Raw genomic sequence first — 14,814 nt, 5'->3', positions numbered from 1 at the left:
AGGGCCTCTTGCAGAAACACAACTCCGATGGAGGAGTCATGACAAGATAAAGATAAAAAGGAACGCCGCTTTACGGGGCCTTGGCTCCGACGAGCTCCACGCAGGGCCCATTCTCGCCAAGGCCCCGTAAAGCGGCGTCGATTAAACAGGAGCTTTTCAGAACTTTTCACTTGACAAGAGCCCGTTTCATAACAGTTTCCATCCGGAAATGGTCTTTTTGGCCAATCTCGGCGTCAATCTGCACGTTTGCTTGTGCGGCGACCTGCAGGTCGCCTCCGCACAAACGCTTGATTTCCTTGATATTGGCCAAAAATCCTCATTTCCGGATTGGAAACTGAGTTCTACCGCGAAATCATTTCCGGATGGATACTAGATAACCGATAAGGACATAGGGAGAATCGCGAACGGGTTGAAGGATACTGGAGACGTGGTGCCGAAAAAAATACCTCATTATTTATACAAACAGAATCTATTTAGCGATACAACCCGGAATACATCTCGAAGGGGGGAAAAAGCCAGACTCTCTGGTAAAATCAATATCAACAACTTTAAAAACAACCTTCTTATAGTTATATACATATCAATATCAAATGATTTTTTTAATAGTGTTGCACTCATATCGGGTATTTTTCTTACATGTATTTTTGCCGCAACTAAAAGTTTTTCTATGATATCTTTTTTTATTTCGCAATGGGACACGGAATCTATACGATTTGTTTTAATAAAATAATTATAAATATACATTAACATTTCAACAGCTTCTTTTATTTCAACTTTATTGCATAAACGCTTTTCAATAAAAAAATTAAAAAAACGATCCAGAGATCTTTTAGACACTTCTCCATTGATATAAACATGGATGTTCTCTTCAAAGGATTTTTTCAACATAACACTTTGCATTTTTGCATATTTTTGACAAATGCTTTGTTCATGAACACGATAACGCAGATGTATTTCGGGAATATTCATTAATCTCGAGATCTTGGACATGCGGAGCCAGAGATCTCGATCTTCGATGTAGTTTGCCCCCTCCCTGTAATAGCCTGATTTTTCCAACACCGCCTTACGCATCGCGACTGTTGGATGGCTGATGGGTGACCCGAACAGTAGGCCCCAGATCGTGCTCATCGGCTGGGTGGGCAATGCCCCCACACCCGCATCCTTCCCTTCTCCCGAAAACCGTTCGAACCAAGTCCCCAGAGCACCCACTTCAGGGTGTTTGTCAAGAAAGCGAATCTGGCGCTCGAAGCGTCTCGGCAAACTGATGTCATCCGCATCCATCCTGAACAGCAAAGGCCCCTGAGCCAGGCGGCACCCCCTGTTCAAGGCTCGTATCACCCCGCTGTTTTTCTGGTGGCAGACTTTGATGCGATCATCCATGGTACGGTATTCCTCCAGGATATCACCGCTGCCATCCGTCGAGCCGTCATCGATGATGATGAATTCGAAATCGCAAAAAGTCTGGTTGAGGATGCTTTCCACGGCCTCGGCAAGGTATGAGCCAGCGTTATAGACGGGCATGACAACACTTACAGGCCTTGGTTTTCTCATGTTAGGCCAGCACCCTTCTTCAAGCCTGCCAAGGTCAACAGGCCGAGCCGTCGACCTCCCGACAATGCGAGGCAAACGATTGATTTGCCTAACAAGTTTGTACCCTGGGCATGAGCGCCTGCACATCAAAAGCGCTAAGGCCCGCCCTGATCACCTCAAACAATCCCGAAAACCAGCAATAAATGATTTCACAATGATTTAAAAGTGTTGATTACACGAAAAACAAAACCGAGGCAAAGGAATACCATCAGAAAAGCCTTTCTCTCCTCTCCGATTCTTTCGATGAAAGATTCTGATGTGGTCCTGAAGATACACCTTGTCACCGGAGGCCTTCTGGTATATGCAATGCTGATTGCATTCTGCTGATCCTATAGATGACGCTTTCGGATATACCATGAAAAAGGACGTATCTTTCTGTCAGAACAGTGCAGCGCAACAGGTGCTCTACTCCCCTACAGAAAAGGGGCAACCCTCTTTACCTCTTGGAAAATTTACACTTCAAGATCTTTGACCAGGTGATGACGACTGATCCCAGGCCCTCAAGCGGTGCACTGGCCGGCTATCCGGAACAGGGCATAACGAGTTTCATTCAACCTAAACACGAAGGAAACTCGCGTTGCTCCGAATTCATGTGAATTATGCCTCTTTTCAAACTGGAGCTTTTTTTGGAACGTAAAGAGACAACTATATCCGGTTTCATGATCGTGAAGAATGTCGTAATCCAGGGCTATCCCTTCCTCGAGGCGATAGCGGCTGCCCTACCTGTCTGCGATGAGTTTCTAGTCTCCGATGGATACTCGACCGACGAAACATGGCCAATCTTGAAGGCCCTACGGAAAAAACATCCCGACAAGCTGAAGCTGTTTCGGGACGCTTGGCCTGGGCCTGAACTCGCTGTACGCGGCGGCATTCTGGCCAAAATGACCAATATCTTGAAGGAACGGTGCCGTGGTCAATACTGCCTGAACCTTCAGGCGAACGAGGTTCTACATGAATCATGCGTTGATGAGGTCAAAGCTCTGCCGATATTGTATCCCCGGGCAGAGATTTTTTCCCTACCGTTTTCCACCATTATGGGAATGCATTTTGTCTGGATGACCGATTTCCGAAAAAGGCTTTTCAGGAACTTACCCTCCATCCTATCAAAGGGAGACGCCTATGACGTAGGATATGACCTTAGGACTCTCCTCCGCAGCCCAAGGGGAATCTTCCGGCGACTGCGGAATACCAGAGGCCAACCCTGCTACTTATCGAAGCCGGTTTACCGTTACCGCGCGTTGTTTCCCGACAATTACCTTGCCAAAACCGCGGCTCTTAAAGACAGAACTTACCTCTGGCACAAGGAAGACAGCTTTGCTCAAAAGGCTGCGCAACGAACGTTATCGGGAGGTCGAGGCCCCGACGCCTTCTGGGAAATGATGCGGACTTTTTTTTCTTGTGACTATCATAAAAATCTCCCCCCAGGCATCAGGTTAGCGGAAGTGATCCCCCACGGTACCGGCGGCCCTGTTAACGGATGTCCCGCAATAATGAAACACTTCATGCATAAAGACCATTACGATATTCAAGACAGCGCCAAGGCCCTCAACCTCGATGTCCTTTCAGACGAGGCTGGTTTTCCCTCAGAAAGCAGATAAAAGGCATCTATCCCTTGCGTTCTGTTCATTCCCTTTCATCACTTTCCATCTGTTAAATCAAACACCGGATAGTACTTGAGTTGATTAGGGAAAATTGGTTACCGAAAATTTAAGGCGCGATGTCTTGCATAAGCCATTAATTTTAGCTGTGAGTGAGATACTGACTTCCAATTCGAACTAAAATATAGGACAAATTGATCAATATGTCCGAATTTTTCCTCGAACCGATGACTGCCATTTCATAAAACGTATACCATAATAAAATTGATTAAAACATTTTTTTGTACAAATCGTGAATACTAAGAATATAATTCGAATCAATATTTTTGGACTAAATGCATTAGCGTTAAGCGAATTTATAAAAGCGCTTAAGGCCTTATTATATTTGGAAGCTACAAGCAAATGACACCCGACACTGATATAAACATTACTGTATGCCGTTGGCTTTAAATTTATATATTTTATGGAGATACCTGAATCTGCAAAAGCTTTATCGAGCACATGAATTCTGGTTTCGAGAATTTTATCGAAAAATGGCGACGTGTTTTTAGTAATATTACCAGAATGACTTCTGAAAAAGGCCAAAATCTGATCGTTGAACTTAAATTTACAATGCTTGGCGATTCGCAGCCACATGTCCCAATCTTCATTTCCATACAGCGATGTATCATAGCGTCCAGCAAGTGCAAAACAGCCACGTCGTGCGACTACGGTGATGTTGCAGGTGAAATCTTCAAAGAGTATGCTTTTCAGGCTATCACCTGTGAAATGCATTGCTTTTCCTCTAACCTCTCTCATTCTGTTTCCGGTCTCGTCGATCTGCTGTGCCTTTGCGTATACAACGCCAATGTCCGTTTCTTTTTCAAGGATGGCGACCTGACTTGCCAGCATCTGAGGCAGCCAGACATCATCGGAATCCAACCGCGCAATATACTGACCGGAAGCAACTTGAAGGCCATGATTCATAGCCGCACTGATTCCCGAGTGCCGCTGTCTTAGATAATGAAGGCGCGAATCGCTGAAAGACGCAATCAGATCAGCAGAACGGTCCGTTGATCCGTCGTCAATCACTATGAGCTCAAAATCCTTATAAATTTGTTGCAGCACACTCTCGATGGCCTGGCACACGTACCTTTCACGGTTGTAGACAGGCATGATAACAGAGACCTTCATCCGCCCCTCGATTGTCTCAGTCTATTCAAAACCCTCTATTCCCGATGCCGCTGCGCGGCACAGGCGGTCTAAAGCCAAACTTCATCCTACGCGATTGCCTGGAGTCTTGGTATCATACAGTTCAATTCACTGCAATCCAGAACTCGCTCAGATTGGCATGCTCGAAATAGAACTTGAGCTCGCTGGCGGGCTGGGCCGGGAGAGAAACATGCGTCAATCTGCCAACGAGCAGGTCATTCAAGGATGAAACCTTCGTCAACGTGTCTTTCAGATCCCTGCATCCGCCATGTCCGCCCTGTCGGCGACGGTGAGAGTGGCCAAGGTGGGGTCTTCTGCACTCGGAGTGACGAGGTCGATTCGAATGACAGTGTTCATGTGTTCAATCGCCCGTGGATTTTCCTCCTTTGCTTCTGCATATGACAAGCATCTCCGTATCTATGTAATGCAATTTAGAACTGTCACTTAAAAAAATTGTAAGAATAAAAAGGATATAGTTTTATTTATGGTATGATGCAAGAATCTAGACGGACAATACTGATTGTTACTTGAGTATGTCTTTTACGGCTGCAATCAATTTTTCTTCATCAGGAATGTAAAAGCGCTCGAGCGGCGGACTGGCGGGTACCGGTATATCCGGACCGGTCACTCGCCGCAACGGGGCCTTCAGGCTTTCAAACGCCTCTTCCATGGCCAGAGCCGCTACTTCACCTGCAAAGCCGCCGGTGCGCGTGGCCTCGTGCAATACGACCAGGCGGCCGGTCTTGCGAATAGAACCCAGGACCGTGTCCTTGTCCAGGGGCACCAGGGTGCGCAGATCGACGATCTCTATCTCGATGCCCTCACGGGCTAGCTGATCGGCTGCCTTCATGGCCACACCCAGCATCTTGGACCATGTAGCCACGGTGACATCCTTCCCCTGCCGCTTGACATCGGCCTTGCCGATAGGGATCAGGTACTCCTCTTCAGGTACCGCTCCAGGAACAAAATAAAGCATTATGTCTTCGATGAAAATAACGGGATTGGGATCCCTGATGGCGGACTTGAGAAGCCCTTTGGCATCTGCGGCCGTAGCGGGCATGACCACCTTCAACCCCGGGGAATGCGCCACCCATGCTTCGAGGTTGTGGGAGTGTTGGCAGCCGGCACCGATTCCGGCGCCGCTTTTCATGCGCACCACCAGCGGAAAGGATGATTTCCCGCCGGACAGGTAGCGAAGCTTGGCCGCGTGATTGACGATCATATCCGAAGCCAAGGTAAAGAACGGATTGAACATGATTTCCACCACAGGCCTCAATCCGGCTACTGAGGCGCCGACCGCCAATCCTGCGATGGCTGCCTCTGAAACCGGGGTGTCCTTCACCCGCCCCGGGCCGAATTCTTTGAGCAACCCAGCGGTCGGAAGCATCGGGCTGTGATGGATGCCCGTTCCGATGCCCTCGCCCGCCAAAAAAACATCAGGATCCCGGAACATTTCTTCCCTCAAGGCCTGATTGATAGCCTGTCCCATTCCTAATTGCTGCATGCTGCGCTCCTTTCATCCGGGTTTAGGCAAAAACATCCTGGAGGGCTTCGTGGGGTTCCGGATAGGGGCTCTCCTCGGCAAAGAGGATCGCATCCTTCACAATGGCATCCATGCGGCTCTCCATTTCCCCCAGTTCATCCGGGCTTATGAGCCCCTCGGCGAGCAATTCATCGCGCAGTTTCGGAATGGGGCACATTTCCTGCCACACCTCGATCTCATCCTTGGGCTGATAGAGTTGGAGGTCGCTTTCGCCATGCCCGCGCCACCGGTAGGTCTTATATTCGATGAGCGTCGGTCCCTCGCCGGCAACCGCACGCGCCCTGGCTTCCACAGCCGATGTATATACCGCCAGCGCATCGTTGCCATCCACCACGACCCCGGGAATAGCGTAACCGGCCGCCCGCTCCGCAATATTGCGCACCTTGGTATGTTCTTCATAGCGCTGCGCGCCTGCGTAAAGATTGTTTTCACACACAAACAGGACTGGAAGGGACCAGAGGCTCGCAAGGTTTACGGCTTCGTGAAAAGAGCCCTCGTTGGTCGCGCCGTCGCCGATGAAGCAGACGGTGACGTTTTTTTCCTTTCGGTACTGCTGGGCAAAGGCCCTGCCAACCGCTATGGGCGGCCCACCGCCCACAACGGTTGTCGTGCAGGGCGCGTTTATTTCTGGAACCGCGAGATGCAGCGTGCCGCTTTTCCCCTTGTTGCAACCGGTTTTTTTGCCGTAAATTTCGGCCATCAGCAGTTTGGGGTCGGCCCCCTTGGCCAGCAGGTGGCTGTGGCTGCGGTGATTGGTGATAATGACATCTTCCATTTCAAGTGCGGCGCACACCCCTGTGCCCACCGCCTCCTGCCCCGTGCACAGAATCATCATCCCCGGGATTTTATTTTCGATCTTACAGAGCTCCGTCAGCGCCTCCTCGAACTTGCGGGAAAGCAGCAACGATCGGAGCATCTCCAGCTTTTTCTGCTTCGATATCTGCATTTGGCCTCCTCTTGTGGTTGAAGTTTACCTTTGGAACTAACGGTTCAGCTCAACCCCCCTTAAAAACCTCATGCATATTCAGCCCTGCAAGGTCTTCCGGCTCTCGCTAGATGGGTAGCCAGGTTTAGGGCGGAACGCTTTTCCCGGTTTGATGTTATTGTAAGACACTCTGAGGTGAACCCCGAGAACGGTACCATGTTTTCAGCGATTTTAGGTGTAAAAGATCCCATGTTATCTGTATAGTTCATCCGCCATATTTCATTGCTTTTGATAACAAAGCACAGAAAATGGCAGCATAACATTGTTCACAACTTTTATCCTGATTCCCACCTTCGAATACCAGGAGGTCCAGAATGTGGTTGTTCACAGTCGATGGTTTTTTCAGTGTGGTGAAAGACAACTACTGCAGCGACGCCGAACTCATGGTCAGAGCCCGGGTGCGCGAGGATCTGGAGCGATTCTGTAAACGGATGGCCATCGACCCAGGCGGAATTCTGGAACTGCCCGAGGCCGATTACCGCTTCAGGATCAAGGTCCGTCGTGGCCGTTGGGTCGCCTATGCGGGCTCCATGGCCTATGAGATTGAATATTCCAATTTCAAGAACACGGTTGATGATCACCGTCGCCATATGGCTTATATGGAGTGCTGGCGGGCCCTTCACGACTGGCAAGAGGCCCAAACGGAAAACAAAGCATGAGGGAGAATCAATGGAGACCAGATTCTCAGATAACCTTGCGGGGACTGGGCTGGGGGGTGGCATTGCGGCTGTGCCGAATTGTGTTGGGGTAGTTATTGAGGTGAACCCCAAGTACGGGACCAGTTTTCGAGAGATTTAAGGTGTAAGAACTCCAATTTCACTCCGACTGTTCGTTAGTCGGGGCTTGGCCTCGCCTCGCGGAGCCTTGCGGAGTTCAGGCGAGGCGTGGCCAAGCCGGCTGCGGCTTAACGTACCCCAGCCGATCACGCTGCCATCCTGAGGAGCGGGGTTTGGTAGTAGACCTCTGCCGGGGTCCGGCCATTCACAGCCCCTGGTGCGGTCGGCGGATGTTGTAGAACTCGAAGTAGGCCCGAAGGCCGTCGATCAGGTCCGCTACCGTCTCGTATTCCCTGATGTAAATGTCCTCCTACTTCAGCGAGCGACATAGACGTTCGACCATGATATTGTCTGCCGCACGCCCTTTGCCGTCCATGCTGATGGTGATTCCGTGGTCGCTTAGCACCCCGGTAAAAGCGGCTCCGGTATACTGCAATCCCTGGTCCGTGTTGAAAATCCCCGGCTTCGAATACCGTCTCAGGGCCCGCTCGAGGCTGCACACGCAGAAGCTCTCATCCAGGGTGACCGACCCTTCCCAGGATATAACGTAGCGGCTGTACTAGTCCATCACAACCGTCAGATACACAAATCCGCCCCGAAGAAGATCATCAGAAGCATGCGGGAAACCATCCCCAAGAGGCCTGGAATGAAGCAGGAGACAATTCCCACCGCCGCCACGATGACTCCAAAGAGAACCGATACTGCCGATATCTGTATGTCCCCGAAAGGGGTCTTTCCCATGGATAGGATCTGGGGGCAAATACGACGAGTATCATGCCGAAAAGAGCGTTTTCATAGTAAGGGAGAATACCTGCGTATACAGGAAACAGGAGAAGGCCCAGGATAAGCATGGCCATTCCCGCAAACAGAAGGACAACGACCTCAAGGGAAAGGTCGGCCGGTTTTAAAAGCCTGGATTGCGCCATCTGCTTCGGCCTTCTCCCGCTCTTGACCACCATCGGATTTTCGTTGGGCAGCTGTGTGTTGCTCGTTTTAGGCTTCATAATGCTGATGCCCTTTGCAGAGGCAGCAGCGGTCATAGCGGCCCGAATACAGGTAGCACATGACCTCCATGGCTTCCTCATCGGTATACGCTTTCAGCTCATAGACATTTGTCACTCGGTTGGAATTGATGCTGTACGCACCCCCGAGCACCCGTACAACAGGGATCTCCGCCCACGGATCGTCAACGGACGATGCCAACCTTACCCCTGCGGTGGCCGGTTCCCACGTGTGATATACTGTCGGGCTGTCGTAGTAAATGAGGCTCATGTTGGTGATACCGGATTTTCCGCCCATCTGGTATTTATGCAAAAGACAGCCGCCCTGCTCCTCGACGCCCGGCACTTTGCCCGCCTGCATGACATCCATGCTCGGGTCATTGTATTTGCCGATCTCCAACTCTACGTCCACAAGCCTGACGTCATGGCGCTCGATAAATGCGTGCGCGCTATCCTCGATCCTCTCTACCACGATCTTGTCGCAGAGCTTCTTGGGAAGTCCGGAGCCTTCGCGGCCAGAAAACGCACCCATCAACGCCCCTGGGCCACTGAGCTGCAGACTGAAAAAGTAAATGCCCACCTGTTCACCGTACCTGGCAATGACACCGAGCCCGCCTTCCATGTACCAGGGGGCGAATGTCGGCTCCTTGATATTCACGATGTAGATGTATCCGAGAGGGGTTTCGGGAGAGGCCAGTGCCAGCGGCGGGGGAAGAAGCTTCGCCACGCCTGCATCGGTCTCAAAAAACACATAGACGCCTTCCTCATTGTTCATCGCGGCGCCCTTCATGAAAAGACTAAACTTCTCTCGCGAGATGAAATAACTTCCGCTTTTCATCATGCTCATCCTTTCTGCCTGAATCTGATGGTATGCATCAAACGGGCTTGTCTGGCAGCACGTCGCCGACATCGCATCAGGCATCCGGTCCCGGCGCGACGAGAATCACCCGGCAAAATCGTTACACGCACCCACCTTCATATGGCCTTGAAATCCCCGGCCTTTCTGGCCTTCGCCACACCTAGCAAATATGTGGTCAACGCTGCGTCCGCGGTCGGCATGTAGGCAGCCGCCAGTGCCATGTTAACACAACCGCTCCGATCGTCTTCGGTGACAAAAATGACACGTTTGTTCTCTGACGCGCCCTTGAGGACCGCCGCCGCGCATTCCTCCGGCGTGATGGCATTTGAAGGGGCCCCGGCAGCCCAGATTGCAGTGGCCACGGTGCCGGGGATGACAGTGGAAAACCGGATGCCGTCGTCCCAGTATTCAAAGCGGAGAGAGTTGGTCATGCCCAGCAATGCCGCTTTTGTGGCCGCATACATGCTCTGCAGGGGGAAATTGACAAAGGCAACGCCGGAGGCGGTATTCAGGATATGGCCGTTTTTCTGGGCCTTCATATAGGGGAGGGCCGCGCGGACGCCGTAAAGGGCCCCATAGAAGTTGATGGCGAAGGCTTTTGCCCAGTCCTCGTTGCCCAGGTCATCGAAAGCGCCTCCCAGACCCAGCCCGGCATTGTTGAACAGCAGGTCCAGCCTGCCGCCGCCAAATGCCGCCGCTCTGTCCACCATGGCTTTGACGCTCTCCTCCCGGGTCACATCTGTCCGCACTCCCTTCACCTTCCCGGGATACTGCGCGCTGAGGCGCTCCACGTGTTTCGCCAGATTGGCCTCATTGATGTCGGCCAGGGTCATAGCCTTGGCCCCCATCTCAAGCATGGCCTCCACCAGCGCCAGCCCGATCCCCGAGGCCCCGCCTGTAACTGCCGCAACCTTCCCTTCATAGTAATCTGTCATCGCTTCATCCTCCTTATCTCTCCCCCCAGAACCAGCCCTTGTCCCCGTTAAAAATATGCGGGGTCAGCGGCAACGCATCTTCCAGCCATGACAAATGGAAGAACCTGTTTGGACCTTACGGTCCTATTCAAATACAAAGGCTTTGCCGTATCCCGCTGCCGTGGCCTCGAGTATCCGAGCGCCCCTCTCTGCATCCCCGATTACGCGGACATTCTCAAAACCCCTGCAAAAGGCATCCACAACATCTTTTCTCGGCCTCACACCCATCGCCAGCACGATGGTTTCTCCTTTGACATCCAGATGGCTTCCGTCAGCGGTTTTTTCGAGCAAAACCCCGTCAGGGTTGACGCGAAGCAGCTTATGCCCCGGCAACAGGACAGCACCGCCTTTGATAATGCGACCCATGACGTCCATGAGTATCGAGGGATATACCCCCGGACCTATGCTGTCGAGCATCTCCACGATCGTCACCTGATGACCCGCCGATATCAATACTTCTGCGGTTTCGAGGCCTGTCATGCCAGAACCGATGACCACGCAGTCGCCCTTTGCGATAGCCCTCCCGAGAAGCACATCCTCCGCAGTTACCACATGGTTGCCCTCTATTATACCCGGGATGTGAGGAATGATCGGTGACGCTCCGCAGGCCACGAACACGCCATAGGGGTTCAGAGCCTTGACCTTATCCACGTCGGCCTCGGTATTGAGCCTCACCTCGATATGGCTTTGCTCCACCAAGGCGATCAGGGAATCCACCAGACGCGTGATCTTTTCCTTACCCTCGCCCTTGTCCGCCACATTCAACGTGCCCCCGAGCCTCTCCCCTCGATCGAAGAGGACCACGCGAAATCCCCTCCTGTCAAGGAGGAGACCGGCCTCGATTCCCGCAGGCCCTCCGCCCACCAAGGCGATCGTACGTCCGTTCCCGTTCATCTTCGGATGCTCATACTCCCTCTCCCGTCCTGTGCGCGGGTTCACCGCACACTTGATGTGATGCAGCCGGTCCAGTTCGCCGAAACAGGCCAGGCATCCGATGCACTTTCGTATCTCGTCCGCACGCCCTGAAAAGGCCTTGCCGCACCACTCAGGATCCGCCAAATGGCCCCGGGCAACCCCTGCGATATCGACGGCGCCCTCCCTGAGGAGTGCTTCCGCCACATGGGGCTCTTTGATGTTGCACACGCCGATGACCGGGATTTTCACATGCTTCTTGATCTCGGCCGGCATGTATTTCTTCCATCCCTGTTCATAGGTACCCGGCTCAACGCATGCCGGTACAGGGCTTTCGTATATGCCGCAGCTGACATCGATGCAGTCCGCGCCGGCCCTTTCAAGCGCCCTGGCGATTTCCACGCCGTCCGGTAGGGCGACCCCGTCATCGAGGAATTCTTCTGCGCTGATGCGCACGCATAGGGGGAAGAACGGTCCGCAGCGACTCCGAATCCCCGCCATGATCTCCACAACGATGCGCATCCGGTTTTCAAAACTGCCTCCGTATTTATCGGTTCGCTTGTTGGTATGGGGAGAGAGGAACTCGCCCAGAAGATACCCATGGGCGCAGTGAAGTTCGATCCCATCAATCCCTGCCATCTGGGCAAGCATGGCGCCGGACACGAACCGCTCCACGATCTCCTCGCATTCTCTGGTCGTAAGCGCCCTCGGCATTTCCCTGGTGACCCTGCACATGACCTCGGATGGCCCAACGCAGGGTTCGCCGAGCATCGCCTGGTGGGCCTCCCTTCCCGGATGCTGAAGCTGGACGAAGATCTTGGCGTCATATTTATGGATCGTATTCGCCAGCCTTTCCATCCCGACGGCATCCGAAAACGTGCGAAGGGCGAGCTGGTTGGGCATCCCCGCTCCATGGCCGTCCATGACCCGCGTGATCTCCGTGATGATGAGGCCTATGCCGCCCCTTGCCCTCTCTTCATAGAAGGCAATAATATCACCGGTTACACCCCCTCCAGGGGCCCCAAGGTTGGTCCCCATAGCCGTCATGGCGACCCGATTTTTCAACGTAAGCCGGCCGATGGCGACAGGGCTGTTCAATAATTCATACATTTTTGTACCCCCTCCATTGCCTGGTTGATCCCATCACCGCCTGCCCGTCGATGCGGGGCAGGCGCCATTCAGATCAGAACAATACGACAAATCGTGCCGTGAATATGTGGGCTGCGTCAAGGTCGGGACTTTGCCCCGGCGTGGGGATAAAGGTGTCGGCCAGTTCCGCTGCGAGGGTCCAGAAGATACTCGGCGTCTTGAAGACAAAGGTCGTCTGATACGCGGCCTGGGGCATCCATTCGCTGGCCCTCAGGTCTTTCGAATCGGACTTCACATCGTGGTAGAGAAAGCCGCCTGGCCCCGGAAGGTCGTTCAGGCTGGACCACGCCATACCCAAACTGATGGTATCGTAAGACCATCCGGGCACCAGACCGACCCCGTTGAATCCAGCACCCATATAGTCGTTCACCATCACTGAATCCGCACCTGTGTGGGCATATTGAAAATACCCGATGAGCCCGGAATCTGGATAGGGGATGGCCTTACGGGGTTCGCCCTCCCACACCACCGTGCGTACGGGTCCGTAAACGGCGGTTCATATAGCAGTAACCAACCTGGTACACTGATTCCTGAATCCGTGAGCGAATTACTTATAAAGTCATGACTTCCGCCGGAGCGCAAAATAAAAATTCATCTTGTGCGATTTAATCTTTAACCGAGAAAGGATGTTATGGACGGATTCGATTCTTTTGGAATGGCATGACCGGCTCCTTTCGTTCTTGCCGCTATACCATGATCAATCACTCTATTCCTATCTTTACAAAATAATAGTCCTCATAATAGTCGATTCCGACGACAGGAAGGCCTCCGGCCACTTGGTCAAGCTGTTGATCGGAAAGTTCTCCGCCCTTGGGATGAAACCTCTTTACCATCGCTTTCTTGAATTCATCGACGCTGACGTTATATCCCATTTTTTTGGCAATCCCAAGGAAGTCAGCTTCTGACTCGGCCTTCTTGAGCTCCCCGCGAAGCGATTCATCCGACTGGAGCTTTGCAACGAGCGCTTCTGCACTGCCAATAGCCATAACCCACCTCCTGACTCAAATGGGGACCCTATTCAAGCCTAAATTGCACCTGCCTCACCAATCCACCACACTTCCGCGACATCACGGAAGGAACCAAGAGCTATTTACACCAGAATTATATAAAATCAATTTGATATAAATTAAAATGCATTGATTTATTATATTTATCATTTTTTATATAGATTGCGTATTTTATAGTGCAAAATGTCCATAGCATCAAGAGAAAAAAGCCCGATCATCCATAATTATGAAGTCCAAGGACAACCTGGCGTTGATCGATAGCCAGAGCCACACCTACTTCATTACCACCTACTCGACCTATTTCGCCGAACACCTCGCAGGGATCGACCCAAAGCATTTTGCGATCTTGGACACCCCGAAGAACCGAAGGCTGAAGGCCAGCAAACGTTCCGAGGACCTGCTTTGTGCTTTTCGCACCAATATGGAAATCTGGGGGCGCGAGTGTACCGTCATCGTGACCTTTAATCCCGTTACCCGCCGCAAAAAGCTCTATGACATGACCAAAAAGCTTGACCGTATCCGGACTGAACTCCTTGCATTCCGCCAGAAGTACCGCGCCCGGGAACCTCAATGGCGAAATGCTGAAGCCATAACCAACCGGTATCGGAAGCTATGCGAGGAATTGCACATCAGCCATAAGTTTTACACCCTTACGTGCACCGATCAGACCATGAGCTTCCGGAAAAACACGGCTGAAATCGAGGCGGCATAAGCCCTTTTGGGCAAGAACCTGATCGTAACGGATCGGTCTGACTGGAGTAATGAAGCCATCGTCATGGCTTCCCTGGACCGATACCGCATAGAGCAGCAGTTTCGCGTGAACAAGGCTCAGTGTCATGTCAGGGTCAACCCCATGTTTCACTGGACCGATGTTGGTTGGCAGAATATGCTGTCGGGAAGGGGCCGTATTTTTCACAAACGCTTGACTAGAGGGGGTCGGATGTCGAATTATTCTGGCTTTGGGAATAGGGCGGAAGCGGTCATAGAAAACAATTGGGGTAAAGGATGTAGCAGCACCCTTTACCCCGAAAAACATGTGAGTAAAACTCACAACCCGTGCTCTATTGATAATATTTGTCGGGGTATGCGTCAAGAGCCTTTTCAGGCTGGGTCGAAAATATCTCTGGCCCAGACCGCCATCCTGCCCAAAATGCGAAGGGAAACTGTGGGGACATGGATATAGCACGGCCTGCTTTGACGGGTACGGGGAACCTGCCGAGATTCCGAGG

General features: G+C 52.1%; 13 protein-coding genes and 1 pseudogene. 3 read left to right on the top strand and 11 right to left on the bottom strand.

From position 1 onward, the window contains the following. Positions 1–166: 166 nt before the first annotated feature. Both H567_RS28780 and H567_RS27555 read right to left on the bottom strand, forming a co-directional pair. Entirely contained in the window at positions 167–310 is a 144-nt protein-coding gene (locus H567_RS28780) for a hypothetical protein (protein ID WP_153306291.1), read from the bottom strand. Between the two features lie 140 nt (positions 311–450). Then, positions 451–1,551 (bottom strand): glycosyltransferase family 2 protein, encoded by a 1,101-nt coding sequence (locus tag H567_RS27555; RefSeq protein WP_051185152.1) that lies wholly within the window; start codon positions 1,549–1,551, stop codon positions 451–453. 665 nt (positions 1,552–2,216) lie between these two features. On the opposite strand from H567_RS27555, the gene H567_RS0119845 reads away from it, so the two are divergent. Further along, a complete protein-coding gene (locus H567_RS0119845; RefSeq protein WP_153306289.1) occupies positions 2,217–3,188 on the top strand; it encodes a glycosyltransferase family protein in 972 nt (323 codons plus the stop codon). Positions 3,189–3,386: 198 nt separating this feature from the next. Here H567_RS0119845 and H567_RS27550 read toward each other — a convergent pair whose 3' ends face one another. From H567_RS27550 to H567_RS0119820, 3 genes are all read right to left on the bottom strand, one after another. Beyond that, positions 3,387–4,361: a glycosyltransferase gene (locus H567_RS27550; RefSeq protein WP_051185151.1), complete on the bottom strand. Its 975-nt coding sequence runs from the start codon at positions 4,359–4,361 to the stop codon at positions 3,387–3,389. 541 nt (positions 4,362–4,902) lie between these two features. Next, entirely contained in the window at positions 4,903–5,883 is a 981-nt protein-coding gene (locus H567_RS0119825; RefSeq protein ID WP_028322734.1) for an alpha-ketoacid dehydrogenase subunit beta, read from the bottom strand. A gap of 22 nt (positions 5,884–5,905) precedes the next feature. Next, positions 5,906–6,868 (bottom strand): thiamine pyrophosphate-dependent dehydrogenase E1 component subunit alpha, encoded by a 963-nt coding sequence (locus H567_RS0119820; protein ID WP_028322733.1) that lies wholly within the window; start codon positions 6,866–6,868, stop codon positions 5,906–5,908. A 353-nt stretch (positions 6,869–7,221) separates the two neighbouring features. Between H567_RS0119820 and H567_RS0119815 the strand changes: the two genes are divergently transcribed. Continuing rightward, complete coding sequence (locus H567_RS0119815) at positions 7,222–7,566, top strand: hypothetical protein (protein WP_028322732.1); 345 nt, start codon at positions 7,222–7,224, stop codon at positions 7,564–7,566. Between the two features lie 325 nt (positions 7,567–7,891). Here H567_RS0119815 and H567_RS29675 read toward each other — a convergent pair. From H567_RS29675 to H567_RS0119775, 6 genes and pseudogenes are all read right to left on the bottom strand, one after another. Next, positions 7,892–8,284, bottom strand: a pseudogene (locus H567_RS29675) (transposase); the annotation flags it as partial. 392 nt (positions 8,285–8,676) lie between these two features. After that, positions 8,677–9,459 (bottom strand): acetoacetate decarboxylase family protein, encoded by a 783-nt coding sequence (locus H567_RS0119795; RefSeq protein ID WP_208598435.1) that lies wholly within the window; start codon positions 9,457–9,459, stop codon positions 8,677–8,679. A gap of 200 nt (positions 9,460–9,659) precedes the next feature. Then, a complete protein-coding gene (locus H567_RS0119790) occupies positions 9,660–10,478 on the bottom strand; it encodes an SDR family oxidoreductase (RefSeq protein WP_028322729.1) in 819 nt (272 codons plus the stop codon). Positions 10,479–10,601: 123 nt separating this feature from the next. Next, positions 10,602–12,539 (bottom strand): oxidoreductase, encoded by a 1,938-nt coding sequence (locus tag H567_RS0119785; protein ID WP_028322728.1) that lies wholly within the window; start codon positions 12,537–12,539, stop codon positions 10,602–10,604. Between the two features lie 73 nt (positions 12,540–12,612). Further along, complete coding sequence (locus tag H567_RS0119780; protein ID WP_153306288.1) at positions 12,613–12,951, bottom strand: hypothetical protein; 339 nt, start codon at positions 12,949–12,951, stop codon at positions 12,613–12,615. Positions 12,952–13,279: 328 nt separating this feature from the next. Then, complete coding sequence (locus tag H567_RS0119775; protein ID WP_028322726.1) at positions 13,280–13,564, bottom strand: Nif11-like leader peptide family RiPP precursor; 285 nt, start codon at positions 13,562–13,564, stop codon at positions 13,280–13,282. 247 nt (positions 13,565–13,811) lie between these two features. Here H567_RS0119775 and H567_RS26190 point away from each other — a divergent pair, with 247 nt between their 5' ends. Next, on the top strand, positions 13,812–14,297 hold the full coding sequence (locus H567_RS26190; RefSeq protein ID WP_028322725.1) for a hypothetical protein: 486 nt from the start codon (positions 13,812–13,814) through the stop codon (positions 14,295–14,297). Positions 14,298–14,814 lie beyond the last annotated feature (517 nt).

The organism is Desulfatiglans anilini DSM 4660, from assembly GCF_000422285.1.
Classification (GTDB): domain Bacteria; phylum Desulfobacterota; class DSM-4660; order Desulfatiglandales; family Desulfatiglandaceae; genus Desulfatiglans; species Desulfatiglans anilini.
This window is presented reverse-complemented; position numbering and strand designations above follow the sequence as displayed.